This window comes from Perlucidibaca sp., assembly GCF_057084925.1.
Window position 1 is genome coordinate 17,995 of sequence record NZ_JBXMRC010000009.1, and the last position, 24,034, is coordinate 42,028.

Annotated in this window: 19 protein-coding genes and 3 tRNA genes; 7 read left to right on the forward strand and 15 right to left on the reverse strand. The window is 59.4% G+C overall.

The genetic code is table 11. The annotated features are described in order from the left end of the window. Positions 1–13 precede the first annotated feature (13 nt). From AC14IB_RS02495 to AC14IB_RS02505, 3 genes are read left to right on the forward strand one after another with little or no spacing between them, the layout of a single operon-like run. Positions 14–1,285 (forward strand): TolC family protein, encoded by a 1,272-nt coding sequence (locus tag AC14IB_RS02495; RefSeq protein WP_484230409.1) that lies wholly within the window; start codon positions 14–16, stop codon positions 1,283–1,285. Continuing rightward, positions 1,282–2,364 (forward strand): efflux RND transporter periplasmic adaptor subunit, encoded by a 1,083-nt coding sequence (locus AC14IB_RS02500; RefSeq protein ID WP_484230410.1) that lies wholly within the window; start codon positions 1,282–1,284, stop codon positions 2,362–2,364. Before AC14IB_RS02495 ends, AC14IB_RS02500 begins: the two co-directional genes overlap by 4 nt. Continuing rightward, positions 2,361–5,438 carry an efflux RND transporter permease subunit gene (locus AC14IB_RS02505; RefSeq protein WP_484230411.1) on the forward strand — a complete coding sequence of 1,026 codons (3,078 nt, stop codon included), beginning with the start codon at positions 2,361–2,363 and terminating at the stop codon, positions 5,436–5,438. The genes AC14IB_RS02500 and AC14IB_RS02505 overlap by 4 nt, the downstream gene beginning before the upstream one ends. Here AC14IB_RS02505 and AC14IB_RS02510 read toward each other — a convergent pair. Then, complete coding sequence (locus AC14IB_RS02510; RefSeq protein ID WP_484230412.1) at positions 5,432–7,195, reverse strand: cation:proton antiporter; 1,764 nt, start codon at positions 7,193–7,195, stop codon at positions 5,432–5,434. The two genes, AC14IB_RS02505 and AC14IB_RS02510, sit on opposite strands and share 7 nt — an antisense overlap. 137 nt (positions 7,196–7,332) lie before the next feature. On the opposite strand from AC14IB_RS02510, the gene AC14IB_RS02515 reads away from it, so the two are divergent. Then, positions 7,333–8,379: an MBL fold metallo-hydrolase gene (locus AC14IB_RS02515; protein ID WP_484230413.1), complete on the forward strand. Its 1,047-nt coding sequence runs from the start codon at positions 7,333–7,335 to the stop codon at positions 8,377–8,379. Positions 8,380–8,402: 23 nt separating this feature from the next. Here AC14IB_RS02515 and AC14IB_RS02520 read toward each other — a convergent pair whose 3' ends face one another. The 3 genes from AC14IB_RS02520 to AC14IB_RS02530 all read right to left on the reverse strand — a co-directional run bounded on the left by AC14IB_RS02520 (position 8,403) and on the right by AC14IB_RS02530 (position 10,635). Continuing rightward, a complete protein-coding gene (locus AC14IB_RS02520) occupies positions 8,403–9,269 on the reverse strand; it encodes an SDR family oxidoreductase (RefSeq protein ID WP_484230414.1) in 867 nt (288 codons plus the stop codon). Between the two features lie 117 nt (positions 9,270–9,386). Continuing rightward, positions 9,387–9,614, reverse strand: coding sequence for a GlsB/YeaQ/YmgE family stress response membrane protein (locus AC14IB_RS02525; RefSeq protein ID WP_484230415.1), 228 nt, complete (start codon positions 9,612–9,614; stop codon positions 9,387–9,389). 43 nt (positions 9,615–9,657) lie between these two features. After that, the gene (locus AC14IB_RS02530; RefSeq protein ID WP_484230416.1) at positions 9,658–10,635 is read right to left on the reverse strand and encodes an SMP-30/gluconolactonase/LRE family protein; all 978 of its coding nucleotides are present in this window, start codon (positions 10,633–10,635) and stop codon (positions 9,658–9,660) included. 28 nt (positions 10,636–10,663) lie between these two features. Here AC14IB_RS02530 and AC14IB_RS02535 point away from each other — a divergent pair, with 28 nt between their 5' ends. Then, positions 10,664–11,596, forward strand: a complete 933-nt coding sequence (locus AC14IB_RS02535) for an alpha/beta hydrolase family protein (protein WP_484230417.1) — start codon at positions 10,664–10,666, stop codon at positions 11,594–11,596. A gap of 12 nt (positions 11,597–11,608) precedes the next feature. Here AC14IB_RS02535 and fumC read toward each other — a convergent pair whose 3' ends face one another. The 5 genes from fumC to AC14IB_RS02560 form a co-directional block, all read right to left on the reverse strand. Continuing rightward, the gene (gene fumC / locus AC14IB_RS02540; protein WP_484230497.1) at positions 11,609–12,994 is read right to left on the reverse strand and encodes a class II fumarate hydratase; all 1,386 of its coding nucleotides are present in this window, start codon (positions 12,992–12,994) and stop codon (positions 11,609–11,611) included. Positions 12,995–13,002: 8 nt separating this feature from the next. Then, a complete protein-coding gene (locus tag AC14IB_RS02545) occupies positions 13,003–13,269 on the reverse strand; it encodes a DUF2789 domain-containing protein (RefSeq protein ID WP_484230418.1) in 267 nt (88 codons plus the stop codon). 74 nt (positions 13,270–13,343) lie between these two features. Continuing rightward, positions 13,344–13,418: transfer RNA gene (locus tag AC14IB_RS02550), tRNA-Glu, on the reverse strand. Positions 13,419–13,423: 5 nt separating this feature from the next. Next, positions 13,424–13,499, reverse strand: a tRNA-Ala gene (locus tag AC14IB_RS02555). A gap of 132 nt (positions 13,500–13,631) precedes the next feature. Next, a complete protein-coding gene (locus AC14IB_RS02560; RefSeq protein WP_484230419.1) occupies positions 13,632–14,117 on the reverse strand; it encodes an Lrp/AsnC family transcriptional regulator in 486 nt (161 codons plus the stop codon). Between the two features lie 143 nt (positions 14,118–14,260). Here AC14IB_RS02560 and AC14IB_RS02565 point away from each other — a divergent pair, with 143 nt between their 5' ends. After that, the gene (locus tag AC14IB_RS02565) at positions 14,261–15,916 is read left to right on the forward strand and encodes a 2-isopropylmalate synthase (RefSeq protein ID WP_484230420.1); all 1,656 of its coding nucleotides are present in this window, start codon (positions 14,261–14,263) and stop codon (positions 15,914–15,916) included. On the opposite strand, the gene gltX is transcribed toward AC14IB_RS02565, so the two are convergent. Both gltX and AC14IB_RS02575 read right to left on the reverse strand, forming a co-directional pair. Then, positions 15,917–17,443, reverse strand: coding sequence for a glutamate--tRNA ligase (gene gltX, locus AC14IB_RS02570; protein WP_484230421.1), 1,527 nt, complete (start codon positions 17,441–17,443; stop codon positions 15,917–15,919). A gap of 103 nt (positions 17,444–17,546) precedes the next feature. Next, positions 17,547–20,546 (reverse strand): parallel beta-helix domain-containing protein, encoded by a 3,000-nt coding sequence (locus AC14IB_RS02575; RefSeq protein ID WP_484230422.1) that lies wholly within the window; start codon positions 20,544–20,546, stop codon positions 17,547–17,549. 160 nt (positions 20,547–20,706) lie between these two features. On the opposite strand from AC14IB_RS02575, the gene AC14IB_RS02580 reads away from it, so the two are divergent. Beyond that, on the forward strand, positions 20,707–21,207 hold the full coding sequence (locus AC14IB_RS02580) for a YMGG-like glycine zipper-containing protein (protein WP_484230423.1): 501 nt from the start codon (positions 20,707–20,709) through the stop codon (positions 21,205–21,207). 55 nt (positions 21,208–21,262) lie between these two features. On the opposite strand, the gene AC14IB_RS02585 is transcribed toward AC14IB_RS02580, so the two are convergent. The 4 genes from AC14IB_RS02585 to AC14IB_RS02600 form a co-directional block, all read right to left on the reverse strand. Next, positions 21,263–21,622 carry a VanZ family protein gene (locus tag AC14IB_RS02585; protein WP_157686324.1) on the reverse strand — a complete coding sequence of 120 codons (360 nt, stop codon included), beginning with the start codon at positions 21,620–21,622 and terminating at the stop codon, positions 21,263–21,265. Between the two features lie 53 nt (positions 21,623–21,675). Next, positions 21,676–21,752, reverse strand: a tRNA-Val gene (locus AC14IB_RS02590). A 126-nt stretch (positions 21,753–21,878) separates the two neighbouring features. Next, positions 21,879–22,820: a lysophospholipid acyltransferase family protein gene (locus AC14IB_RS02595; protein ID WP_068858751.1), complete on the reverse strand. Its 942-nt coding sequence runs from the start codon at positions 22,818–22,820 to the stop codon at positions 21,879–21,881. Then, positions 22,817–24,028, reverse strand: coding sequence for an O-succinylhomoserine sulfhydrylase (locus AC14IB_RS02600; RefSeq protein WP_068858749.1), 1,212 nt, complete (start codon positions 24,026–24,028; stop codon positions 22,817–22,819). The genes AC14IB_RS02595 and AC14IB_RS02600 overlap by 4 nt, the downstream gene beginning before the upstream one ends. Between the last annotated feature and the right edge of the window lie 6 nt (positions 24,029–24,034).

Below are 24,034 nucleotides of genomic sequence, written 5' to 3' on the forward strand. Positions count from 1 at the left end.
TTTGAGCACTGCCATGAACCCAGAACCATTGCGCCTGCCCCGACTCGTGCTCGGCGCCCTACTGTTTCTGCCCTTATTGGTCACCGCTAATTCATCGGTTTACGGCCCTGACAACCATGAGCATAAAGAGCTGGTGCGAAGCAATTCGCTGACTCTAGCTGCCGCTATTGCCGCCGCCCAACAAAATGCTCCGGCCCAAAGCGCTCTCCTCGCGCATCAACAAGAGGGTGACATTCTCCAACGACGTAGCGCCCTGTGGCTGTCGGCAGCACCGGCTGTGCAATGGCGCTATCAGACGGATGCGCTGAATAACCGCAACACCCCCGCCAGTGCCAGCCTGCGCGAAAACGAAGTGGGCGTGGAACTACCGCTGTGGCGCTGGGGTCAGCGCGATGCGGCGCAAGCCGAAGGCGAAAAGGCGCAAACCTACGCACACCAGTATCGGCAATGGCAGGCCTGGCAAATTGCAGGCGAGGTGCGTGAACTGTTTTGGCAGGAGCAGCTGCAGGCCTGGCTGGTGACTCAGGCCGAGGCCGATGTCACCGCATTCAAGGCCTTGGAAAGTGACATCGAACGCAAGGTCAAGGCCGGTGAAGTCGCTCCGCTGGAGCGCCTGATTGCCGAGAATGCCCGGCGCGAACGCGAGCTGCTGCTGCATGAGGCCGAGACACAACATATTGACCTGCAATTTCGCTGGCGCACGCTGACCGGTCTTGGCGCTCTGCCGCTGCATGGCGAAGAGACTCAGACTGACAGCAGCAAGCCCTGGCCGCCATTACTCACCGCACAGGCCTGGGCCGAGCGCCAGCAAGAGGTGGTCAGGGGCCTGAAAGCACAAGGCTCGGGGGCTCCGAAACTGCTTATCGGCAGCCGGCGCGAACGCGCTCAAAACGATGTCGCGGACAGCGTGGGCATCACCATCACCCTGCCCTTTGCCGGCCAGACACATGCCCGGGCTCAGCATCTGCCGGCGCAACTGCAGCTGGCTGAAGCCGAAGACAGTGTGCGCCGGGAGCAGCGCGCCGCCACCCTGGCGCATCACGAAGCGCATCACGAACTCAATGCCCGCACGCTGGCACTGCAGCAACTGAGCGCACGACTGGCACTCGCCGAGCAGGAAATCCGCCTGACGCGCAAGGCCTACCAACTGGGCGAAACCAGCCTGCAGGAGCGGCTGCTCGGTGAGCAGCGTTATGCCGACATCGCACGCCAGCACGGCAGCGCCCGTATTGCCCGGCAATGGGCCATCGCCCGATTCAATCAAGTTCAAGGAGTCACGCCATGAGGGCGCGTTCGTACGGTCTGTTTCTGCTGCTTGCCAGCACCCTGACGCAGGCAGCACCGCTGCTGACACTGACCGCCGCGCAGATTCAGGCTTCAGGCATTCGCTTCGAGCCGGTTAATGCCGGGCAAGCCGGACAGGGCCTGCCCTTTAATGGCCAGGTTGAGGCGGCGGCTGATTCGCAATGGGTGGTGACAGCACCGCTGGCTGGCGTGGTGACGCGCCTGCGCGTGGCCGAGGGCGACAGCCTGAGCAAGCAGCAGGTCTTGCTGGAAATCGCCGCACCGGAAGCACCCGCGCTGGCCGCCGAGCTCAAGCGCACACAGAGTGCGGCGAAGCTGGCCAATGCCGAACGCCAGCGCGATCGCGCTCTGCATGCCGAAGGCATCATCGCTGCCCGGCGACTGGAGGCCAGCGAGCAAAAAGCCATCGAGGCCAATGCCGCCTTTGCTGCCGCCCGCCAGCAGCTCAGCCTGCTCGGCCTATCTGCCGGTGATGCCAGCCAGGGCCGTGTTTTTCTGCGCGCCCCGGCTGCCGCCCGCGTGATCAGCCGAACCGTGCAGCTCGGCCAGCGCGTCAGTGCCGGCGATGCCTTGCTTCAGCTCGCCGACCCGCAACATCTAGTGCTGGCCTTGTCGGTGCCAGTCACCGAATCTCAGCGCTTCCAGCGCGGCCAGACGCTGCGCCTGAGCGACCCGCAAAGCGATCGCGAGCTGGCCATCCGTGCCGAGATTCAACAGGTCGGCTGGGGCAGCGCCAGCGCCGGTAACCAAATTCGCGTGCGTGCTGCCCTGCGCGGCGACACCAGCACCCTGCGGCCGGGCCAATGGCTGCGCGCTCGCACGCTGGCCACGCAAGCACCGGCGGTCACCGCCCTCAGCGTGCCCACACGTGCGCTGCTCACCGTCGGCGGCAAGCACTATGTTTTTCTCGCACGCAATAGCGGCGTGCAACCGGTCATCGTGACCCGGCTGGACAGCGGCAGCGAGCGCAGTCAGGTGCAAGGCGAACTCAGCGCCAGGGATCGCGTCGCGGTATCCGGCCTGATCACCCTGAAAAGTCTGCTGCAGGCCGCGCCATGAAGCTGGAGCAACTCAGTGCCGCCGCCCTGCAGCGCCCGTTTCTCAGCGTTTTTGCGCTGGTGGCCCTGATCGCCACCGGCATTCATGCCAGCCTGACCCTGCCGATTGATGCCTTCCCGGACGTGTCCGCACCCCAGGTCAAAGTCATCCTGAAAGTGCCGGGCATGACGCCGGAGGAAATGGAGAGCCGCGTCACCGTGCCGGTGGAAGTCGATCTGCTCGGCATCCCGCAGCAAACCATGCTGCGCTCGACCTCCAAGTATGGCCTGTCCGACATCACCCTCGACTTTGCTGAAGGCACCGATATTTACTGGGCACGCAGCCAGGTCAGTGAGCGCCTGAGCGGCGTCATGGCGAGCCTGCCGGCCGATGCTACTGGCGGTCTCGCGCCCATCACCACGCCACTCGGCGAAATGTTCATGTTCACGGTGGAAGGGCCGCAGCCGCTGGTCGAACGCCGCGCCCTGCTGGACTGGGTGATACGCCCGGCGCTTCGCACGCTGCCCGGCGTAGCCGATGTGAATGTGCTCGGCGGACTCGCCGGAGCGATTGAAGTCGCCCCCGATCCAGCTCGTCTGGCCGCCGCCGGCATCCGCGTGGATACCCTGCGTGACGCCTTGCTGACAAATAACAGCAGCACCGGTGCAGGCCGCCTCGGCGCTGGCGAGGAAGCATTACTGGTGCGCCTGCAAGGCCGGCTGAAAACCCTCGACGATGTAGCAAATCTGGTGGTGTCGGCTCAGGGCGATGTGCAGATTCGCGTGCGCGATGTGGCCGATGTGCGTCACGGCTCGCTGACGCGCTTCGGCGGTGTCACTCATAACGGCAAGGGCGAGACCGTGCAAGGCCTGGTGCTGGGCCTGCGCGGCGCCAACGCCAAGGTCGTGGTCGCCGAGGTCAAGCAACGCCTGGCCGAGCTGGCAAAGACCCTGCCCGCCGGCACCCGCCTCGAAACCGTGTATGACCGCAGTGCGCTGGTCAATCGCGCGGTGCATACCGTGAGCAAGGCCCTGCTCGAAGCTGTTGCGCTCGTCGCCGTGCTGCTGGTCTTGTTTCTCGGCCATGTCCGCGCTGCCGTCACGGTCGCCGTGGTGCTGCCGCTATCGGCCTTGTGGACCTTCCTGCTCATGCGCTGGACCGGGCTCAGCGCCAACCTCATGAGTCTGGGGGGCCTCGCCATCGCCATTGGCATGCTGGTCGATGCCGCCGTGGTGGTGGTCGAAAACATCGTGGCGAAACTACAGGAAGAAAAGGAAACGCCGATAGGCGCTGCCAAAACCGCGCTGATCATCGCCGCCATTCGCGAGGTGGCCGTGCCCGTCGGTGCCGGCATTGCCATCATCGCGCTGGTGTTCCTGCCGCTGCTCACGCTGGAAGGCCTGGAGGGCAAGCTCTTCGCGCCGGTGGCCATGACCATCCTGTTCGCGCTCGCCGGCTCGCTGCTGCTGTCGCTGACCATCATTCCGCTGCTGGCGCAGTGGCTGCTCAAGCGCGAGGCCGACGAAGAGCCCTGGCTGCCCCGCACCATCGCCAAGCACTATGCGCCGCTGCTGGACCGCGTGCTGGCCCGGCCGAAGCCCCTGCTCATCGGTGCCGGCCTGCTGCTGGTGCTCAGCGCCGGCGTCTACACGCAAGTCGGCAAAACCTTCATGCCCACGCTGGACGAAGGCGACTTCATCGTGCAGCTGGAAAAGCTGCCGTCGATCAGCCTGGAAACCTCGCTGGCCATCGACACGCGGGTGCAGCAGGCCTTGCTCAAGGCCGTGCCCGACATTGCCAACATCACTGCACGCACCGGCACCGATGAAATCGGCCTCGACCCCATGGGCCTGAACCAGACCGACACCTTCATCAGCCTGAAGCCGGACAACGAATGGCAGTTGGCCAGCAAATCCGCGATCGTGGACAAGATCCGTCAGGTACTGCACAACTTCCCCGGCATCGAGCTCGCCTTCACCCAGCCCATCGAAATGCGCGTGTCGGAGATGATCATCGGCGTGCGCGGCGACCTCGCCATCCGCCTGTTCGGTCCGGACCTGAACCGCCTCAATGCGCTGGCGGAAGAAATCGCTGGCATTCTGCGCGGCATCAACGGGGCCGAGGATGTCTATTTCGTGGAGAACAACGGTGTGCAGTATCTGCAGATCGTGCCCGATACCGATGCGCTGGCGCGTGCCGGACTCGCAGTGGATGACTTTGCGGCGTTGATGCGCACACAGATCGAGGGGGAGCAGGTCGGCATCATCAGCCAGACCGGTCGCCGCGTACCGCTGATCTTGAGGGGCCAGGACAGTGCCCGCACGCCGGACTCGCTGGCACAAACGCTGATCACCCTGCCCTCCGGCGAGCAGATCAGCCTCGGCCAGCTCGCGCAGTTCGAACGGGTTGATGGCCCGGTGCAGGTCAGCCGGCAGCAAGGCCAGCGCTATCAAGTCGTGCTCGCCAATGTCAGCGGTCGTGATCTGGTCGGTTTTGTCGATGAAGCGCAGCAGAAAGTGGCGCAGCAGATCAAGCTGCCGACCGGCTACAGCCTGACCTGGGGGGGCGAATTCGAGAACCAACAGCGCGCCGCCCAGCGTCTGGCGATTGTGATCCCCATCGCACTGGTGCTGATCTTCCTGATCTTGTACATAACCTTCCAATCTTGGCGACAGGCCGCGCTGATTCTCGCCAACATCCCGCTCGCGCTGATCGGCGGCGTGCTGGCACTGGCGGTGTCCGGCGAATACCTGTCGGTGCCGGCCTCGGTCGGTTTCATCGCTCTGCTCGGCATCGCCGTGCTCAATGGCGTGGTGCTGGTGAGCTGCTTCAATCAGCTGCGCAGCACCGGCATGAACCTGACCGACGTCGTTCGTGAAGGTGCCCTGCGGCGTCTGCGCCCGGTCATGCTCACGGCTTCGATGACGGCGCTGGCGCTGATCCCGTTGCTCTTCGCCACCGGCCCTGGTTCCGAGATTCAGCGGCCGCTGGCGATTGTCGTCATCGGCGGCCTCATCACCTCCACCGCGCTGACGCTATTCCTGCTGCCCGTGCTGTACCGCCGCTTCGAACGCAGTACCGCCGGAGCTCAGTGACGCTCATCGCCAGCGTCACTGGCCAGCGTCTCGCGCAGGGCAATCTGCACCTGCGAGTGCCAGCGCACTACCGACGGCCAGACCGTCAGTGCCAGCAGCATGGCCAGCATCAGCACGGCCACGAACAAATGCAGTGGCGGCAGCAGGATGGAGCTGAGCCCGGCGATGAGCAGCAGCATGGCCAACAACGCCAAAACCGGTAATACGCGTGCCAACAGCTGACGCAGCTTAAAGCTCTGCAGGCCAATGGCCGGACCACCCACAGTCAGCTCCGCCAGAATCAAACTCAGCGCCTCCAACTTACGGTAAGCCGCCACCATAAAGGGGACTGACAAGACCAGCGACATCAACCAATACGCGGTGTTATGCCAAGCCGGCGAAATTTGCGGCAGGTTCTGACTGAAATCGGACTCACGCAGCACAAACGCGACGGCGAGGAAGATGCCGGCAATCACACAAAAATTCAGTAGCACATGCACTAATATGCGACGAATGATCGCCGTCATCTGTGCTTGAGCCACGCTCGGGCCTAAGCCACTGAGCCACGCGCTGTAGGCCGCAAGGCTGTCATGCCAACTGACGGGGAAGTAGCGCCGAGCCAGGTCGGCCAAGGGGTCGGAGGCGCGAATCAAATACGGTGTGAGCAAAGTGGTTAATACCGACACGGCCACGACGATGGGGTACAAAAAGGAGCTGGTGACCCCCAGTGTCAAACCCAAGGTCGCGATAATGAAAGAGAACTCACCAATCTGTGCCAAGCCCATGCCGACTTTCAGGGAGGTGCGCGCATCCGTTCCCGACACTAAGGTGCCCACGGTGCAACTCACCACCTTCCCCACAACAACCACCAGCGTAATGAGCAAAATTGGCTGCCAGTACTGGCTAATCACCGCTGGGTCTACGAGCATGCCAATGGTGACGAAAAAGATCGCGCTGAACATATCGCGCAGGGGTTCAACCAGCGACTCAATCTGCTTGATTTGCCGCGACTCAGCCATGATGGCGCCCATCACGAAAGCGCCTAGCGCCATGCTGTAGCCAATCTCCACGACCAACAGGCAAAAGCCAAAACACAGTCCCAACACCGTAATTAACAACATTTCACGGCTTTTGTAGCGGGCGACAAGTGCCAGTAGGCGCGGCACCAATAATAAGCCTGCCAGCAGTGCCACCACCAAAAAAATCCCCAGTTTGCCTAGGGTGCCGACCACCGCGCCCACACTGACCACGCCGGTCACGGCCAGGCCCGAGAGCAAGGCAATGAGCGCAATGGCCAAGATGTCTTCAACAATGAGCACGCCGAAAATTAGCTGGGCAAAACGCTGACGCTTCAGGCCCAACTCCTCCAAAGCCTTCACGATGATGGTGGTTGAGGAAATCGACAAAATAGCGCCGAGAAACAAAGCATCCATTTCTGACCAACCAAAGGCTAGGCCGATCTGATAACCCAGCCACATCATCAACACAATTTCGGTGATGGCGGCAATAATGGCCGTGAGTCCCACGGCTTTTAGGCGCTTTAAGCTGAACTCCAAGCCCAAGGAAAACAGCAGAAACACCACGCCCAGCTCGGCCAGGGTTTGAATCGTGGCGATGTCAGTAACCAAGGGAACGGGCGGCGTATGAGGCCCCACGATCATACCGGCGAGCAAATAGCCCAGCACCACCGGCTGTTTCAAGCGATGAAACAGCAGTGAAATCAGACCCGCAATCATCATGATAATGGCGAGGTCTTTTAGAAATTCCGTATGCGCCAAATCTGGCTCCCTCATAAAAATGGGCGAAAAATTGGACTGAGTTTAGGCCAAATCTCGGAAATAGCGCGCCTGAACAGCTGCCAATACCGGCAATTATCGGCACTATCGCAACTAACTGATTGACTGCGATAGCCGCTATGCCTTTGAAAATGTTCGTACTCTTATTTGGCTTGCCGCTGCTAGTGGCCTGTCAAACACATAATGCTTACTACAATAGCCAGAAGCCGCATCACAGCCGCGAGGGTTTTCACAATAACTATCCGGGTCGCGAGCCCGACATGGGCGACTTCTTTCGCTGGCAATGGCAGCGACTGTTGCGGGATGCGCCGGAACAACGCGCCGATCTCGTCCCTTGGCAAGCCATCAACACATCCCAACTCACGACCACCCAAGGTCGTTCGGCCACCTGGCTAGGCCATGCCAGTGTATTACTAAATAGTCACGGCGTTCGCGTACTCACGGACCCGATTTTTTCTGATCGCGCCTCCCCCCTATCGTGGCTGGGGCCGAAACGGTTGACACCGCCGCCCATTTCTCCAGAAAAACTGCCCTTTATTGATGCAGTGGTGATATCCCACAATCATTACGATCATCTCGACCTGCCCAGCCTAAAGCAGCTTAACGCGCAGATTGGTGGCCCACCGTTATTTATAGTGCCTCTGGGCAATGCGGCACTGCTGCGCCAGCAAGGAATCACCCACATCAAAGAGCTGGACTGGTGGGACAGCCATACCCTACGCGATGACCTGCGAATCACGCTAGTGCCAACCCAGCACTGGAGTAAGCGCTATTTGCTCGGGGATCGTAACGAGGCGCTGTGGGGCGGTTATGTGATTCAGCATCGCGGCAAGCACGCATTTTTTGCCGGCGACACAGGCTACTCCAAAGACTTCCGCGATATCCATGCGCGTTTCGGCGCAATGGATTTCGCCATGATTCCCATTGGGGCTTATTTGCCGCGCGACTTTATGCAACGCCAACACATAGACCCGGCACAAGCCGTACAAATTCACTTAGATGTGCAGTCTCGCCTGAGCCTAGGCATTCACTGGGGTACGTTTATCTTGACGGATGAAGCCATTCAGCAACCGTCCCAGGATCTAGCACAGGCCTTAACAAACGCTGACGTAGATCCTGAGCGGTTTCCACACTGGGCTATTGGTGAGACACGCCAACTACCCTAATGCGGTCTGAGTCTTTATCTGCGTTAGTCCTTCACCGCCTTGGGTTTCACAGCACGGTGAAAACCGTTCTGCGGCGGCATGCGGTTGTGATCCGGCAACGGGAACAGCTTGGTATTAAGCGATGAGCCGCCATCCACACAGAGGCAAGCACCCGTCATGTACGATGCCGCCGGCGACAGCAGGAACACGATGGTGCTGCTGATTTCATCTTCGTCACCCATACGCTTGGCAGGAATCAGGCCGCGCATTTGCGGAATTACCGTCTCGGCAAAGGCCGGGTCATAGCGATCCATGCCGCTGGACGCAATGAAGCCGGGCGCAACCGAATTCACGCGCACACCGGCAAACGCCCATTCCACCGCTGCCGTTTCCGTAAAGCTGAACATACCAGCACGCGCTGCACCGGAGTGCCCCATACCCGGCATGCCGCGCCACATGTCGGCAATGATGTTCACGATGCTGCCGCCATGAGCCAGCATGTACTGGTTGAACACCTCGCGGGCAAACAGGAAGCCGCCGGTGAGATTGCTGTTCACCACCGCATCCCAGCCCTTCTTGGAGATGTGCATGAGCGGCGACGGGAACTGGCCGCCAGCATTGTTGACCAGCCCGTGGATGGCACCGCGTTCGGCCAGTACCTGTGCCACGGCATCCTTCACCGCCTGCTCTTCACGAATGTCGAGGCTCACATACGATGCCGAACCGCCGTCTTCAACAATCTCGGCCACGGTTTTTTCCAGACGCTCGACAGAGCGACCCACCAGCACCACATGCGCGCCCAGCGCGGCCAGTTCGTGCGCGGTGCAACGGCCGATGCCGGAGCCGCCACCCGTCACAATATGAGTTTGACCCGCAAACAGGTCGGAGCGAAAAACAGAACGATAAGACATGAGAAATCCTTAATACATAAGCAAGCAGAAAATGCCCGCACATGACACAAGAGCATGACCGTAAAGTCAATTACGAATATGCCGGGATCTCATGACTTGCCCGGCAACTGTCCTGTCCTAGGACTTCAGCTGATTAACAACAAAGAGCAGCACGATGGCCCCGATCAATGCCGTCACAAAACCGCCGGCAGCAATGCCGACGGACTGGAACACGAAGCCGCCGATCACCGAACCCAGTACGCCAACGACCATATTGCCGAGCAGACCCTTACCACTGCCCTTCATGATCAGACCGGCCAGCCAGCCGGCAATGGCACCTATCAGCAGAAACCCGATGACATGCATGACGCTTGCTCCTTCTGTGTGAAACGCTATGTTTGCACGCGACTCAGCGCGCGTTCGGCCTGAGGATACTCAAGCGGTTGCCATAAGGCGATGAGGTATCGCCAATGATACCTTTCTGCGTGATCAGCACATCGCCGGGCGCAAACAGCGGCCCGTTGGTCAGGCGTACGCTGGATGGAAACGCCAGCCCCAGCGGGTCCGTCTGCTGCAGTACCGTACCGTCAAAGCCGATCAGTGCCACATTGCCCTGAACGAAAAGCGACACCAGCAAGCCCTCACCGACCACGCTCAGGTCATCAGGAATGGATGGCAACGAGGCGATAACCTGGCGCTCGCCGGGCAGGCCATCGCTGCCGATCAGGATGCGCTCGATGCGGCCCAGCGCCGGCGGCATCAGGCTGCTGTCCGTCACATAGAGTTCACGGCCGCGAATGGCGATGCCGTTCGGCGCGGTCAGGCCGCTGGCCAGCCAGACTGCCTGACTGAGCACCTTGAACGGGTCGGCCGAGTCCAACACCACGCGCACAATTTTCGGATCGGGCAACGCCGTCGTCGCCAACGGACCATTGGTCAAATACAGCGCGCCATCCGGCCCGGCGGCCAAGCCATTGGGCGCTGCCAGACCGTATTCGTGAATAGCCTGCAGTCTGGGCGATGGCGTCAGGCGAGCGGCATAGAGCCGGCCATCGAAGCAATTGGCATATAGCACATCGCCGCGCTGGGCCAGCCCCGTGAAATTGCAGGCGGCATCGTTGATCGGGGTGGCGGTATACACATCGCCGCTGCGAAGAATTTCAAACACCCCCGTACCGCCTGACACAAACACTCGCCCATCCGGCGTGGTCAGCGTGTTCTCAGCATCGGGGATGGTGGCAATGTCGATGACCTGACCACAGGTGTTGGACACGCACAGCGGCGGCAGGGCATCGGTATCCGGTGCCAGCGTGGCAGGAATGCTGCTATCCGTACCGCAGGCGGCAAGCAGCAGAGGCAGCAGGCAGAGCAATTGTCGCGTCATCATGTTCTTCTTGTTGAGCGGTTGTGCACTGATGGTACATTCAGTCCGTCACTTTTCAGCAACTCATTATTTTCAAGATCATTGTCGTGAGGTCCGCATGTCTGCCGAACTCTTTACCCTGCCCGTGTCCACGCCTGAAAAATCAGCTTATGCCGTACCCGTCCGCTGGTTCAACGCCAGCAGCAGCGGTGCTGCCATTCTGCTGATGCCGGCGCTGGGCATCCCGGCGCGCTACTACGATCCGCTCGCCAGTGCCCTGCAAGCAGCCGGCACAGCTGTGCTGATCATGGAGCAGCGCGGACACGGTGACAGCGCCCTGCGGCCCTCGCGCAGCGTCGACTTCGGCTATCGCGAAGCACTCGATGAAGACATTCCCGCCCTCCTCGGCTGGCTGCACAGCCAGCGGCCCGGCCAGCCCGTCGTGCTCATGGGTCACAGCCTCGGAGGCCACTATGCCAGCATGACGGCCGGCCGCAGCCCTGAACGCATCGCCGGCGTCATTCTCAGCGCCTGCGGCACAGCCTGCTTTGAAGCCTTCGAAGGCAAGGTACGCAACCAGCTGCGCGTGCTCATCATGATGATCCCCATGCTGACCCGCGCCTTCGGCTACTATCCCGGCGACAAGGTCGGCTTCGGAGGCCGCGAAGCGCGCCGGCTCATGCAGGACTGGCTGCAGCTGGCCCGCCACAACCGTTACGCAGCCATCGGGCTGGATGAAGATCTGGAAGCCGGTATCCGCCACTTCAACAAACCCTTGCTGATGCTGCGCATGGCCGACGATGACTTTGCCCCGAAGGCCGCCATGGATGCGATGCGCGCCCGCTTCAGCAGCGCCCAGGTCAGCGAGCGCGTGCTTGATGCCACCACACTGGGTGATCGCGCCGATCATCTGCGCTGGGTACGCACGCCACACGCCGTGGCCGGGGGAGTCCGTGACTGGCTGACCAGCCACGGCTGGCAATGAGGTCGCCGCAACCTAAGCCGGCCCCAGCATCTGCTCGGGCCGCACCACGCGGTCAAACTCCTCAGCGCTGACAAAGCCGCCAGCGACCGCCTCCTCGCGCAGCGTCGTGCCGTTGTGATGCGCGCGCTTGGCAATCAGCGCCGCGTTGTCGTAGCCAATCACCGGCGCCAACGCCGTCACCAGCATCAGCGAACGCTCGACCAGCTCGGCAATGCGCGCCTCGTTGGCCGTCATGCCGCTGATGCAATGATCAGTGAAGCTGCACGCCGCATCCGCCAGCAAGCGGATGGACTGCAGCACGTTGTAGGCAATCACCGGCTTGAACACATTGAGCTCGAAATGCCCCTGAGCACCGGCAATGGTGGCCGTAACGTGGTTGCCCATGACCTGGGCGCAGACCATGGTCAGTGCCTCGCACTGAGTCGGATTGACCTTGCCCGGCATGATCGACGAGCCCGGCTCGTTCTCCGGCAAGGCCAGCTCGCCGAGACCGGAGCGCGGCCCGGAGCCGAGCAGCCGGACATCATTGGCGATCTTGTTGAGACTGACCGCCAGCGTGTTGAGCACGCCCGACAGCTCGACCAAGGCATCGTGACTGGCCAGCGCCTCGAACTTGTTCAGCGCCGTGACGAATGGCAGGCCGGTACAGCGCGCCACCTCGGCCGCAAACAGCTTGTCGAAACCGATGGGCGTATTCAGACCGGTACCCACCGCGGTGCCACCCTGCGCCAGCGGATACAGACGCGGCAAGGCATCGTGCACACGCGCCAGACCGAGCTGCAGCTGCATCGCGTAGCCAGAGAACTCCTGGCCCAACGTCAGCGGCGTGGCGTCCTGCAAATGCGTGCGCCCTATCTTGATGATGTGCTGCCAGTCCTCGGCACGCGCCGCCAAGGCCTGCTGCAGATGCCGCAGCGCCGGCTGCAGGCGGCCATGAATCTCCTCGACCACGGCAATGTGCATGGCCGTCGGGAAGCTGTCGTTGGATGACTGGCTGAGGTTGCAATGATCGTTGGGATGCACTGGCTGCTTGCTGCCCATGGCACCGCCAAGGCGCTGGCTGGCGAGATTGGCAATGACCTCGTTAGCATTCATGTTCGACTGCGTACCGGAGCCGGTCTGCCAAACTACGAGTGGAAAGTGCTCATCCAGGCTGCCATCCATGACCGCCAGCGCTGCCTCAGCAATGGCCTCGCCCAGCCTTGACTCGATACGCCCCAGCGTGAGGTTGGAGCGAGCTGCACAGTACTTGACCATGCCTAGCGCCCGAATCAACGGCGCAGGCAAGCGCTCGCCGCCGATATCAAAATTCTGTAGGGAGCGCTGCGTCTGCGCGCCCCAATAACGATCTGCCGGCACCTCGATTACACCGAAACTGTCGCTTTCTGTACGTGTGATCTGGGTTTTCATGCGCGATGCATCAAAGCATTGAGTTGATCGACGGCGGCAGCCCAGTCGGAGTCTTCGCGCATGGCATCGCGAATGAACTGCGCCTGAGCTGGCGACCAGCATTCGGCGCGATGCAGCAGTACGTCACTGGCCACGCGATGCTGCGCGGCAAAGGCAGTAATGGCCTCATCGCTATTGGCCAAACCTAGCTGAGCAAACAGACTGTTGAGGCAGTGTGCGGAAGTATCCATGGCGATCATCTCCGTGTAGATGACGACCATCATGGCCCTGCTCGCGACGTAACGCAAAAGGCCCAGAAAGCAAAAAGCCCAGTCATTTCTGACTGGGCTTTGCTATGTGGTGACCCCACCGGGAATCGAACCCGGGTTACCGCCGTGAAAGGGCGATGTCCTAACCGCTAGACGATGGGGCCAAACGTGGTGGAGCTAAGCGGGATCGAACCGCTGACCTCTACAATGCCATTGTAGCGCTCTCCCAGCTGAGCTATAGCCCCACGTTACAGAACGACATCTGGGTGTGTCGTCGTTCAGTGGCGCGAATCTTAGGGATGCCGAGTAAGGCTGTCAACACGCTTGTCAGAAAAAGATGCTCGTCTGCGCAAGGAATGTGCAAGTCAGTGGAAAACTCAGAGATAACTCAGCGGTAAGGCCGTGGTATCCACCACTTTTCGCATGACGAAACTCGAGTGCACACCACTCACCCCCTCAATGCGAGTGACCTTGTCGAGCAAGAACGCTTGGTAGGCATCCATGTCGGGCACCACGACTTTCAGCAGGTAATCTGCACTCTGACCCGTAATGAGGTAGCACTGTTGCACTTCTTCAAAGGCGCGCACCGTAGCCTCGAAGTTTTCGAAGCGCTCGGGCGTATGGCGATCCATGCTGATTTGAATCAGCACCGTCAGGCCCAAGCCCAGCGACTTACTATCGAGCAGCGCAGCCCGCCCGCGAATGACCCCGCTCTCTTCCAGTTTTTGCACCCGCCGAGAACAGGGAGATGGCGACAAGCCGACACGATCCGCCAGCTCCAAATTAGACAAACTGCCGTCCTGCTGCAAAGCAGCCAAAATCAGCCGATCGTGCCGATCAAATTTCGCAGAAACCTCACTCATCGCAATTTATCACCCGTTAAATCAAATTAATTAGCATAATTCACCAATTTATAGTCTTAATGCCAGATTTTCGCAAGCACATTGCGCAACTGCCGCCCTACACTGCTCACCTATTCAGACCACGCTCAGTCAGGAGCAGCACCATGGCTTACGATTTCCGCAAATACCGCCCCACGCCCGTGGTCGTTCGCCCGCAACGCCGCTGGCCCGACCATGTCATCACACAAGCCCCGCGCTGGTGTGCCGTGGATCTGCGCGATGGCAATCAGGCCTTGGTCAAGCCCATGACGGTTGAGCAGAAAACGCGTTTGTTCCAGTTGCTGGTGAAGGTTGGCTTCAAAGAAATTGAGGTTGGATTTCCAGCGGCCTCACAGCCCGACTTTGATTTCGTGCGCCAGCTCATCGAGCAGCAGCAAATTCCGGACGACGTCACTATTCAAGTCTTAACGCAGGCGCGTCCGGAATTGATTGCACGCACCTACTCATCGCTGAAAGGCGCCAAACGCGCCATTGTGCATGTCTACAACTCCACATCCCGCACACAGCGCGAGCAGGTATTCCGTACCGATGTGGCCGGCGTGAAAGCCATTGCCGTTGCGGGCGCCCACTGTGTGGCCGAGCACGCGGCACAACACCCCGAAACCCAATGGACATTTCAGTACTCGCCAGAGAGTTTTACCGGCACCGAACTGCCGGTGGCTGCCGAAGTCGTCAATGCGGTGATTGAGGCATGGCAGCCGCAAAACGGGCAAGCTGTCATTATTAATTTGCCAGCTACTGTTGAAGTCAGCACGCCCAATGTCTTTGCCGACAGCGTGGAGTGGATGCTCGAACACATGCACCATCGCGAACATGTCACGGTGTCGCTGCACACGCACAATGATCGCGGCTGCGGCGTGGCAGCTGCTGAACTCGGCGTTATGGCCGGCGCCGATCGCGTGGAAGGCACCCTACTTGGCAATGGCGAGCGCACCGGCAACATGGACCTGGTCACCATGGCCATGAACCTGTATAGCCAAGGCGTAGACCCTAAGTTGGATTTCTCTGACATGCGCAGCGTCATCGACACCGTGGAAGCGGTTACCGAAATTGCCACGCACCCGCGCCATGCCTATGCCGGCGAGCTGGTGTTCACGGCCTTTTCTGGCAGCCATCAAGATGCCATCCGCAAGTGCCTGAACAACCAGACTGAGGCCGTCTCGGCCGAACACCCGTGGGATGTGGCTTACTTACCCATAGACCCGCGTGATTTGGGTCGTCGCTACGAGGAAGTGGTGCGCATTAACTCGCAGTCTGGCAAAGGCGGTGTGCTGCATGTGCTGGAGCAGCAGTTCGGCATCACCCTGCCGCGCTGGTTGCAGATCGCGTTTTCGCGTGTGGTGCAGGAGGATGCGGAGCGTGGTGGCGGCGAAGTCGATGCCAGCCGCATCCATGCCCTGTTTCAGCAGCACTATGTGGCCACCCCCGAAGGCTGGCGCTTAAATGGCTACACCTTGGACCGTGCCGACGACATCGTGACGGCCAGTATTACGCTGAGCCAAGGCGCGGTACTTCAAGGCCAAGGCAGTGGCGTGGTGGGAGCGCTCATTGCTGCCATTAGCCTGAAAACCGGCTTAGTGCTGGAGGTGGAAGGTTTTGATGAGTTCTCGCTGGGCAATAACACCGGCGCCAATGCCATGGCCTGCGTGCGGATCCGTCAAGGCGAGCAGATTGGCGAGGCCGTGGCGCTCGCCGAAGACACCACCGCTGCCGCCCTGCAAGCCGTGCTATCGGCTGCCGGGCGGGCGCTCAGCGCCTGATCACGCATCAGGCTGCTGATTCACTAACGACTCGCCGCGACGGAATGCGGCGAGCTGCTTTTCCAACGCCTTTGTTTCGTTCTTCGACACGCCACCCAGCACCGCAATGGCTTCGCGCAAGCGTGCACGCGTCATGTCCGGCCCCATAATAGCCATGGCTTCCATGACCGGCGGTGCCGATGGCGTACCCGCCATGCTGACAAAGAACGGCGCCATAAAATCGCGAAGTTTAATGCCCAGCGCCCCGCTCAGGCGTTGCAGCAACTCGCTGATGTGCGCGTGCTCCCAGTGCCGCAACGCTTCCAGCTCCCACAGGGCCAGTTGCAACAAGCCCTTGATTTGCTCAGCACTCAGGTTTTTATGCGTGAAGCTTTCCGGCGTTAGCACAACCTTACCGGCAAAGAAGAAGCCGGCCTTATCCACCGCTTCCGACAAGGTGCTAACACGAGTCTGAATCTGACTGGCCACACGTGCCAGGAACTCGGGCGATGCCCAGCGCTGAAACGCCGCCACAAACTGATTCAACGGCAAGCTTTTCAGCCACTGGCCATTGAGCCATGCGAGCTTCTCCACATCAAAAATGGGGCCGCCCAACGACACACGTTGTACATCGAAATGCGCGATCATCTCAGCCAAGGTGAATTGCTCACGCTCATCCGGCATGGACCAACCCATGCGGCCCAGGTAATTCAGCAGCGCTTCTGGCAAATAGCCCATGCGCTCGTAATACGTAATGGAGGTCGGATTTTTACGCTTGCTGAGCTTGGATTTGTCCGGGTTACGCAGCAGCGGCAAATGGCACAGCTGTGGCATATCCCAGCCGAAATACTCGTAGAGCAGCTTGTGCTTGGGCGCCGAGCTGATCCACTCCTCGCCTCGCAGCACATGGGTGATCTCCATGAGGTGGTCATCCACCACATTGGCGAGATGGTACGTCGGCAGACCGTCGGCCTTCATCAAGACCTGCATGTCCACTTCTTTCCAATCGATGCTGATGGTGCCGCGCAGCAGGTCGTTGACCTCGCAAACACCCTCACGCGGCACCTTCATACGAATCACATGGGGTTCACCCGCTGCGACTCGAGACGCTACTTCTGCGGCGGGCAAGTTGGCGCAGTGGCCGTCATAGCCCAGCGCGCCTTTGGCCGCAGTCTGCTCGGCACGCAGAGCATCCAAACGCTCACTGGTGCAGAAGCAGCGGAAGGCATGGCCCTTGTTTAACAAAATCTCCGCGTGCTGCTGGTAAATCGCGCTGCGCTCACTCTGCCGATACGGCGCGTGGGGGCCGCCAATATCCGGACCCTCATCCCAATTCAAACCCAACCACTTGAGCGACGACAGAATCTGCTGTTCCGACTCCGGCGTGGAACGCTGCTGATCGGTATCTTCAATACGCAAAATGAATTGGCCGCCATGCTGGCGCGCAAAGCAGACGTTAAACAGTGCCACATACGCGGTGCCCACATGCGGGTCGCCCGTTGGCGACGGAGCAACACGGGTACGAACAGGTTTGGTCAGGGCAGTCATGGCAGGGCTTCACCGAAAAATCACGAGGCGCGCAGTATAAATAAAAAGGCCGGGCCCCGATCAATAATCGTGACCCGGCCTTCATAAATGCACGCGATAACGCTTAGTGCGAAACGCGCTTCGGCAGGGACTGCTCGCGGCGTTGATCCGCCGAGTTCATACGTGGCGAGCCCGCAAAACCGCTCAGAATCGCTGTCAGCTGGTCGGGTGATAAACCTCCGCTGCCTAATTTCTGCAGTTGGTTGATAACCTGCAACAATTCACCCGGCAGCAGCTCGGTGACCAGTAACGGTAGCTGACTGTCGTTACAACTCTCTTCGTTCTGAACTAAGTTGTCATCTAAGTTGTTCAACGCCGGCAATTGGTTCTGCACCCAGTCATTAACCAAGGCAGAGGCCTCACCATGCACCACCGTGCGGGCAATGGACGGCATACGAATACCGGCTTCGGCCGAGCCTACGCGGAATGGCAGAATTGACGATGCGGCCTGACCCAGCACGATATCGTGCTTAAAGCCACCAGAGCCACGTCCTGCGGCCACCGGCTTTTTGCAGATGCCATAGCGCTTATCGACAGTCCGGTAGCTATCCAAGAACAGGCCGGAGTTAGAGCCGCCGCCATTGGGGTTATGGCAGTGCATGCAGTTCACTTCAAAATAGGCGCGCACACGCTTGTGAACGTCCAACGGCGAACCCGCGGTTTCGCCGGTGCTGCCCGGCAAATCCCAGACCGGCAATTTAGCATCGTGCGTGGCCGGCACCTCATTGAGCCAGCCCTTACTCACCATAAAGGCCAGTTGATTTTCACCACTCAGGTCTTTGTTGCTACCACGATCCATGTTGCGAGCTTTGGGACCTATTGGCGCCGAGCCAGCTTCACGGTCATCGCCACCGTGGCAGCTGATACAGTTCAGTGCCGCCGGGATGGTGTACTGCGTCGCCGTACCGGTGTAACGCGCACGCGCACCATTTTTCTTCACATTCGGGTTGGGATCGAGGTAGTCCCACGACACCGAAGCCGAACCACCCGCCAGGCTGAGCACCGCCTTGGTGTTGTTACCACTGGCATCTTTTTGCCAAATGTAAGGCAAGCCCACCCAGTTATCGCCCGCTGTGGTTTTACGCTTAATTAGCAAACGCGTTTCCACCACATTCTCACTGAGCAACTTGCCTGCAGAGTCTTCCTTACGGAACGTAAAGGTCTTCGAAATTACCGTGCCTACGGGGAAGAACAAGGTCTCGGTAACGCCTTGGCGACTGTCCTGGTATTTGGCTTGCTGCGCTGTAGCACTCCCCACTGCCGTCGGCGGCAAGAAAATCACGCGGTACTTGCTGGCATAATCGGTAAACAGCGTGGTGTTGAGCTCATAAGGCATCACCCCGTCTTTGCCATTACCCGCCGAAAGTGGATTCTTGGGGTCCGAAAACAAACCATACTGGCTCAACTCAGGGCAGTTGTAGGTGGCCAGCGCCGCCCAGTTCACCTCACCCGGCTTCACTGCAGCACAGGCTTTTTGCACCTCGGCATCGGACGGACGCGCAGCTTCTTTGGCTGCCTTATAGGGCAACTCCAGAACCGGCACAGCACGCGTTGGCAAATCGCAATTATGCGGCGCTAAATCGGTCGAGCCAGGGGTAATCAGCTGCTGCGCCAACTCCGGCCCCAAGTCCGTGCGGTTGAGTTTGGCATTCAGGAACGGCGTGTTCAGCGGGTTACCGTCATGCTTGTTATTCGTGATGCAAATCCCATTTTCCGGCTTTTTCAGCTTGCCTTGGGCATTGAACTTCCACGCATTGTATTTGCAGGTAGGCTCCTTATCGGAGCGATCCCAATTTGGGCGACCGCGCTCATCCACACGTGCCTCGTTGCGACCCTTTTCATTGGGGTTTGGCTGATTCAATGGAATGCCGTCTTTATCTTTCGGGTACTCGGTACAGCCGTTGGGCGTGTCTTCACCACCATCCCAAACAATGTCCGCACCGCGCCCGAAATTTTTCACCCGCAGCAAGAGCGGCAGCGCTGAAGCCACGCCACGATCCGCGCTAGGCAATTGCGGGTTACTCCCGTTATTACGGAAGGTGTTGTTGCGAATTTCCACGCCTTCGGGGTAGAAATCGTAGCGCAGATCCGGATACTTGTTGTCCACCAAACCAAAATTGACCACGGCGATGCCAATAGTGTCGTTGTCGTAAATTTCGTTGCCGTAAATTTCGAGCTGGTCTGAGGCCAAAATGAGCATGCCGGTACCGCGCGGTGTCAGGCCCACAATGTTGCCAATCGGCGCAAAATTTTCGGTGTTATTGCCGTAACTTTTGTTATTTCGCACGATGTTCTTTTCGCCGTACTGACGCAGGTCGGGCAAATCGAAAATCAGAAAGCCACCCGTGTTTTTCGTGGCCACGTTGTTTTCGAAAATCGCCCGGTAGGTGTTCTCAAACTCATAGCCCGCCACATTGTAGGTGGCCAAGCAATTACGCACGATGATGTCGTTGGACTGGCCCACATACACACCCGCATCGGACGCACCGTGAGCTTCACAGTTCTCCATCAGAATATGGCGCGTCTCCACAGGATACAGCGCATACGCGCCCACATCCGAACGCGGGGTATAGCCGGGGTCTGTTTCATCGCGGCCTGCCAGATCGTGCCAGCGCGCACGCACACCCCGCATGGTGATGAAGTTCGAGCGGAAAATACGAATCCCGTTGCCCGGCGTGTCCTCTACCGTGAAGTCTTGCAGAGTCAGGCCGTCGGAATAGGACGCGTTAATGCCCTCGGCACTATCGCTCTTGGCAAAGTTTAGGAAAGTTTTCTTCATGCCCGCGCCCTTCAGGGTCAGGCCCTGCTTGCTGTTAATGAGCAAGCCGGTCGGCATATCAAACTTGCCTTCACAGAGCAGCACGGTATCGCCGGCACTGGCCTCAAAAATGGCCGAGAGAATGTTGTTACGGGCATTGGCGTCAGGCTTGATGCATGCGCCGTCATTCACGCGAGGCGTTGCGCCATTGCCATCGCTGGTGCTAGGGCGTGAGCACGCGGTAAGAGCCAAAGTCGTAGCCAAGGTGACAGCAAGGGCTGCCACGCGAAATACAGGGATGCTCATAAGCAACTTCTCTTTTTTTATTTTCACGGTTGATGACAACCGTGCGGTGTTACGAAAGTACTACAAACACCATTTATCGGGAAACGCAATTTTGTAAAAACGTCAACCGAAGCAGAGACTCAGACATTAATACGGTGAACCCAAACGAAGGAGCTTCACCATGTGGAAACCCGTTGCTAGTGCACTGATGGTCGTTGCACTGACTCAACCCGTTTACGCGGGCTCATCGGACGCCGTCGTCGGAGCCGTCATTGGTGCCGGATTTGGAGCTGTCATTGGTCACAGCCTGGACGGTCGCCAAGGCGCACTCGTCGGCAGCGCCATCGGTGCCGTGGCCGGTACTGCGTTGGCAAACAACCGCCAGCCAACGCATCAGTCGCACGGCTATACACAGCCTGTTTACGCACAGCCTGTCTATGCCCAGCCCACTTATCCGCCCGTGCGCTATCGGCCAGTCCATAACCAGCCTGTGTATGCACAACCCATTTATGTGCACCCGGCCTACACTCAACCAGTGCAGGTGGTGTATCGCGAAAATGATTACCGCCCGCGCCACTGGCGCCAAGAGCGCCGTGAGTGGCGGGAGTCTCGCCGAGACTATAAGCATGGGTATCAGCACGGGTATCGTGAAGGACGCCGTGATGAGAGTCGCTGGGACTAAACCATTAACCCTAAAACGCTAAAACCTGCCGAGGCGGGTTTTAGCGAAACCATTTTCAGCGCGGTATTCGAGCTCGCCAGCGCAAAAGAACCCACCCCAAGCCAATGCCCACGGCATCTGCCAACACATCCAACCCCTCGGCACTTCGCCAAGGGGTCATGGCCTGTGTGAGTTCTGTCAGTAGCGCCACCACGAGCAGTATCCACACCACCCGGCCCTGCCGCCAAAGCCAAAACGCCGAGACTGTGAGCCAGAAAAATAGGGCGGCATGAATCAGTTTGTCGGAGTAGCTAAACGCCAGCGGCTCAGGCACCGCCACCGGCACTAACAGGAGCAGCCAAATGGCCAGCACATGGGAAAGCCAGAGGACTTTAAGCCACATGCTCTTTTTGCCATTCACTTTTGAACTCGCCATTTGAACAATCCAAAAAAAACCCGCAGCGCCGAAGCGATGCGGGTTCCGTAATTTGGTAGGCACTAGCAGACTCGAACTGCTGACCCCCACCATGTCAAGGTGGTGCTCTAACCAACTGAGCTAAGCGCCTAAGTCGCTTCAGTACATCCTGAAGAGGCGCGCATGATACTCAAGCTGTACGTGACTGACAACCACTCGCCCGCCTGATTGCTTAAAAAGCCAACAAGGCTATTGGTCTGAGATCAATCGCCTGCTTTTAATCGCCAGAGGTGAGGTAATCCGCCTGATAGGTCAGGCCAACGCCGCGATAGGGATCTGGCATGTGCTCGCTGCGCTTGAAACGTTTGTAGCTCCACTGGTATTGCTCGGGTGCAATATTGATAAAGCGCTCCATGGCGCGATTCATGGCCGTGGTCGCTCGCAGGGCGTCTTCGTGATTGATATCGGGGTCGCCTGCGTGGAAATACAAATCGAAACCCTGGCCATCGGCGCGACGCATACAACCCATAACGATGACACGACATTGTGTTTTCGCCGCGAGCTTGGGCACCATCACGCCCGTCCACGTGGAGAGCCCAAAGAACGGCGCAAATATGCCACCATTCTGGCCTGGAATGTGGTCGGGCAAAATGGCCGTGAAACCGCCTTTGCGCAAGCCTTTAAACACAGCGCGTACGCCGCTGTCATCAGTAGGCACCACGGTGGCGTGCAAACGACCACGCGACTCCGCCACTAAGGCATCCACGCCGGGCTGCTTGCCCGGCTTATACATAATGATGGGGGCGGTGTACTGATTGATCCACGCGTTCATGAACTCCCACGTGCCCCAATGCGGAACAATAGCGATTACTCCCTGCCCCGCCGCTAATGCCTCGTGGAAGATTTCTTCGCCGTGGGTATCGCGGATTTGCGATACGCTATAGCTTGGCGGCATGCCCCAAGTCTTGGCAAACTCAAAGGCGGTCATAGCGGTACTCCGCAATGAGGCCTTAACCATGGTTTGATGCCAGGCATCCGATTGCTGCGGATAGCACAGCTGCAAGTTACGCAGCACGGTTTGATAAATACCGGAACGGGGAAAGCAAGCCACGATGCCGCCCAAAAAGGCGCCAATGCGCTGCAATAGCGGCAACGGCAAACGCGCAAAGAAGCGGAGTAGCGCCAGCGAGAGGCGATCTTTGAACGCTAGCGGCTTCATGATTGCGCCAGTAAGCCGCGCTGACAGTCCGCGATCAGGTCGTCGATATCTTCTAAGCCCACAGCAATACGAATTAGGCCTTCACTGATGCGAGCCGCCGCTTTCGCTTCCGGGCTTAAACGGCCATGCGTGGTGGAGCCGGGATGCGTAATGGTGGTGCGGGTATCGCCCAAGTTAGCGGTAATGGACATGACCTGGGTGGCATCGATAAATCGCCATGCGGCCTCACGCCCACCCGCCAATTCAAACGACAGCACGCCACCAAAGCCACGCTGCTGGCGCTTAGCCAATTCATGCTGAGGATGTGACGCTAAACCGGGGTAATGCACGGCGGCAATGCCCGGCTGCGCTTGCAGCCATTGCGCTAGTTTCAACGCCTGCGCTGAGTGAGCCTCCATACGCAAACGCAAGGTCTCCAGGCCCTTCAGAAACACCCACGCATTGAACGGGCTGAGTGACGGGCCGCAGGTGCGCACCACGCCGTAAATGTCTTCCATGAGCTTGTGCGGCCCCACCACCGCGCCACCCAAACAACGACCTTGGCCATCAAGGTATTTGGTGGCGGAGTGAATAACTAAGTCAGCGCCCAAGGCCAGCGGCTTTTGCAGCGCCGGCGTACAAAAGCAATTATCGACCGCGAGCAAGATGCCGTGCTCATGCGCGATCTGGCTTAAGGCCGAAATATCCACGAGCTCGCCCAAGGGGTTGCTGGGCGTTTCCACAAAGAACAGCTTGGTCGCCGGCGTAATGGCGGCGCGCCAGCTGTCCAGATCCGCCAACGGCACAAAGCGCGTGGTGATGCCGAACTTGCGAGCGTATTTGTCGAACAAGACATTGGTGGTGCCGAACAGGCTTTGCGACGCGACGATCTCATCGCCGGCTTTCAGCAACCCGAGCACGGTGGCAAGGATGGCGGCCATGCCCGAGCTGGTGGCCACGGCGCGGGCTCCACCCTCCAAGGCTGCCAGTTTTTCTTCAAAGCCGCGCACCGTGGGGTTGGTAAAACGCGAGTAAATATTGCCGGCTTCGGTACCGCCGAATCGCGCCGCCGCTTCGGCGGCACTAGCAAAGACAAACGACGAGGTCAGGTAAATTGACTCGGAGTGCTCACCTTCAGCCGAACGAAAATTACCGGCACGCACCGCCAAGGTATCAAACCCTGCAATATCAAACGGCGCAGGCGTGGTGTTCTCGGGCACATCAGACATCGTTTT

Coding starts and splice junctions, on each gene's coding strand:
- AC14IB_RS02495 (WP_484230409.1), top strand. CDS start 14: ATGAACCCAGAACCATTGCGCCTGCCCCGACTCGTGCTCGGCGCCCTA.
- AC14IB_RS02500 (WP_484230410.1), top strand. CDS start 1,282: ATGAGGGCGCGTTCGTACGGTCTGTTTCTGCTGCTTGCCAGCACCCTG.
- AC14IB_RS02505 (WP_484230411.1), top strand. CDS start 2,361: ATGAAGCTGGAGCAACTCAGTGCCGCCGCCCTGCAGCGCCCGTTTCTC.
- AC14IB_RS02515 (WP_484230413.1), top strand. CDS start 7,333: ATGCCTTTGAAAATGTTCGTACTCTTATTTGGCTTGCCGCTGCTAGTG.
- AC14IB_RS02520 (WP_484230414.1), bottom strand. CDS start 9,269: ATGTCTTATCGTTCTGTTTTTCGCTCCGACCTGTTTGCGGGTCAAACT.
- AC14IB_RS02525 (WP_484230415.1), bottom strand. CDS start 9,614: ATGCATGTCATCGGGTTTCTGCTGATAGGTGCCATTGCCGGCTGGCTG.
- AC14IB_RS02530 (WP_484230416.1), bottom strand. CDS start 10,635: ATGATGACGCGACAATTGCTCTGCCTGCTGCCTCTGCTGCTTGCCGCC.
- AC14IB_RS02535 (WP_484230417.1), top strand. CDS start 10,664: ATGGTACATTCAGTCCGTCACTTTTCAGCAACTCATTATTTTCAAGAT.
- AC14IB_RS02545 (WP_484230418.1), bottom strand. CDS start 13,269: ATGATGGTCGTCATCTACACGGAGATGATCGCCATGGATACTTCCGCA.
- AC14IB_RS02560 (WP_484230419.1), bottom strand. CDS start 14,117: ATGAGTGAGGTTTCTGCGAAATTTGATCGGCACGATCGGCTGATTTTG.
- AC14IB_RS02565 (WP_484230420.1), top strand. CDS start 14,261: ATGGCTTACGATTTCCGCAAATACCGCCCCACGCCCGTGGTCGTTCGC.
- gltX (WP_484230421.1), bottom strand. CDS start 17,443: ATGACTGCCCTGACCAAACCTGTTCGTACCCGTGTTGCTCCGTCGCCA.
- AC14IB_RS02575 (WP_484230422.1), bottom strand. CDS start 20,546: ATGAGCATCCCTGTATTTCGCGTGGCAGCCCTTGCTGTCACCTTGGCT.
- AC14IB_RS02580 (WP_484230423.1), top strand. CDS start 20,707: ATGTGGAAACCCGTTGCTAGTGCACTGATGGTCGTTGCACTGACTCAA.
- AC14IB_RS02585 (WP_157686324.1), bottom strand. CDS start 21,622: ATGGCGAGTTCAAAAGTGAATGGCAAAAAGAGCATGTGGCTTAAAGTC.
- AC14IB_RS02595 (WP_068858751.1), bottom strand. CDS start 22,820: ATGAAGCCGCTAGCGTTCAAAGATCGCCTCTCGCTGGCGCTACTCCGC.
- AC14IB_RS02600 (WP_068858749.1), bottom strand. CDS start 24,028: ATGTCTGATGTGCCCGAGAACACCACGCCTGCGCCGTTTGATATTGCA.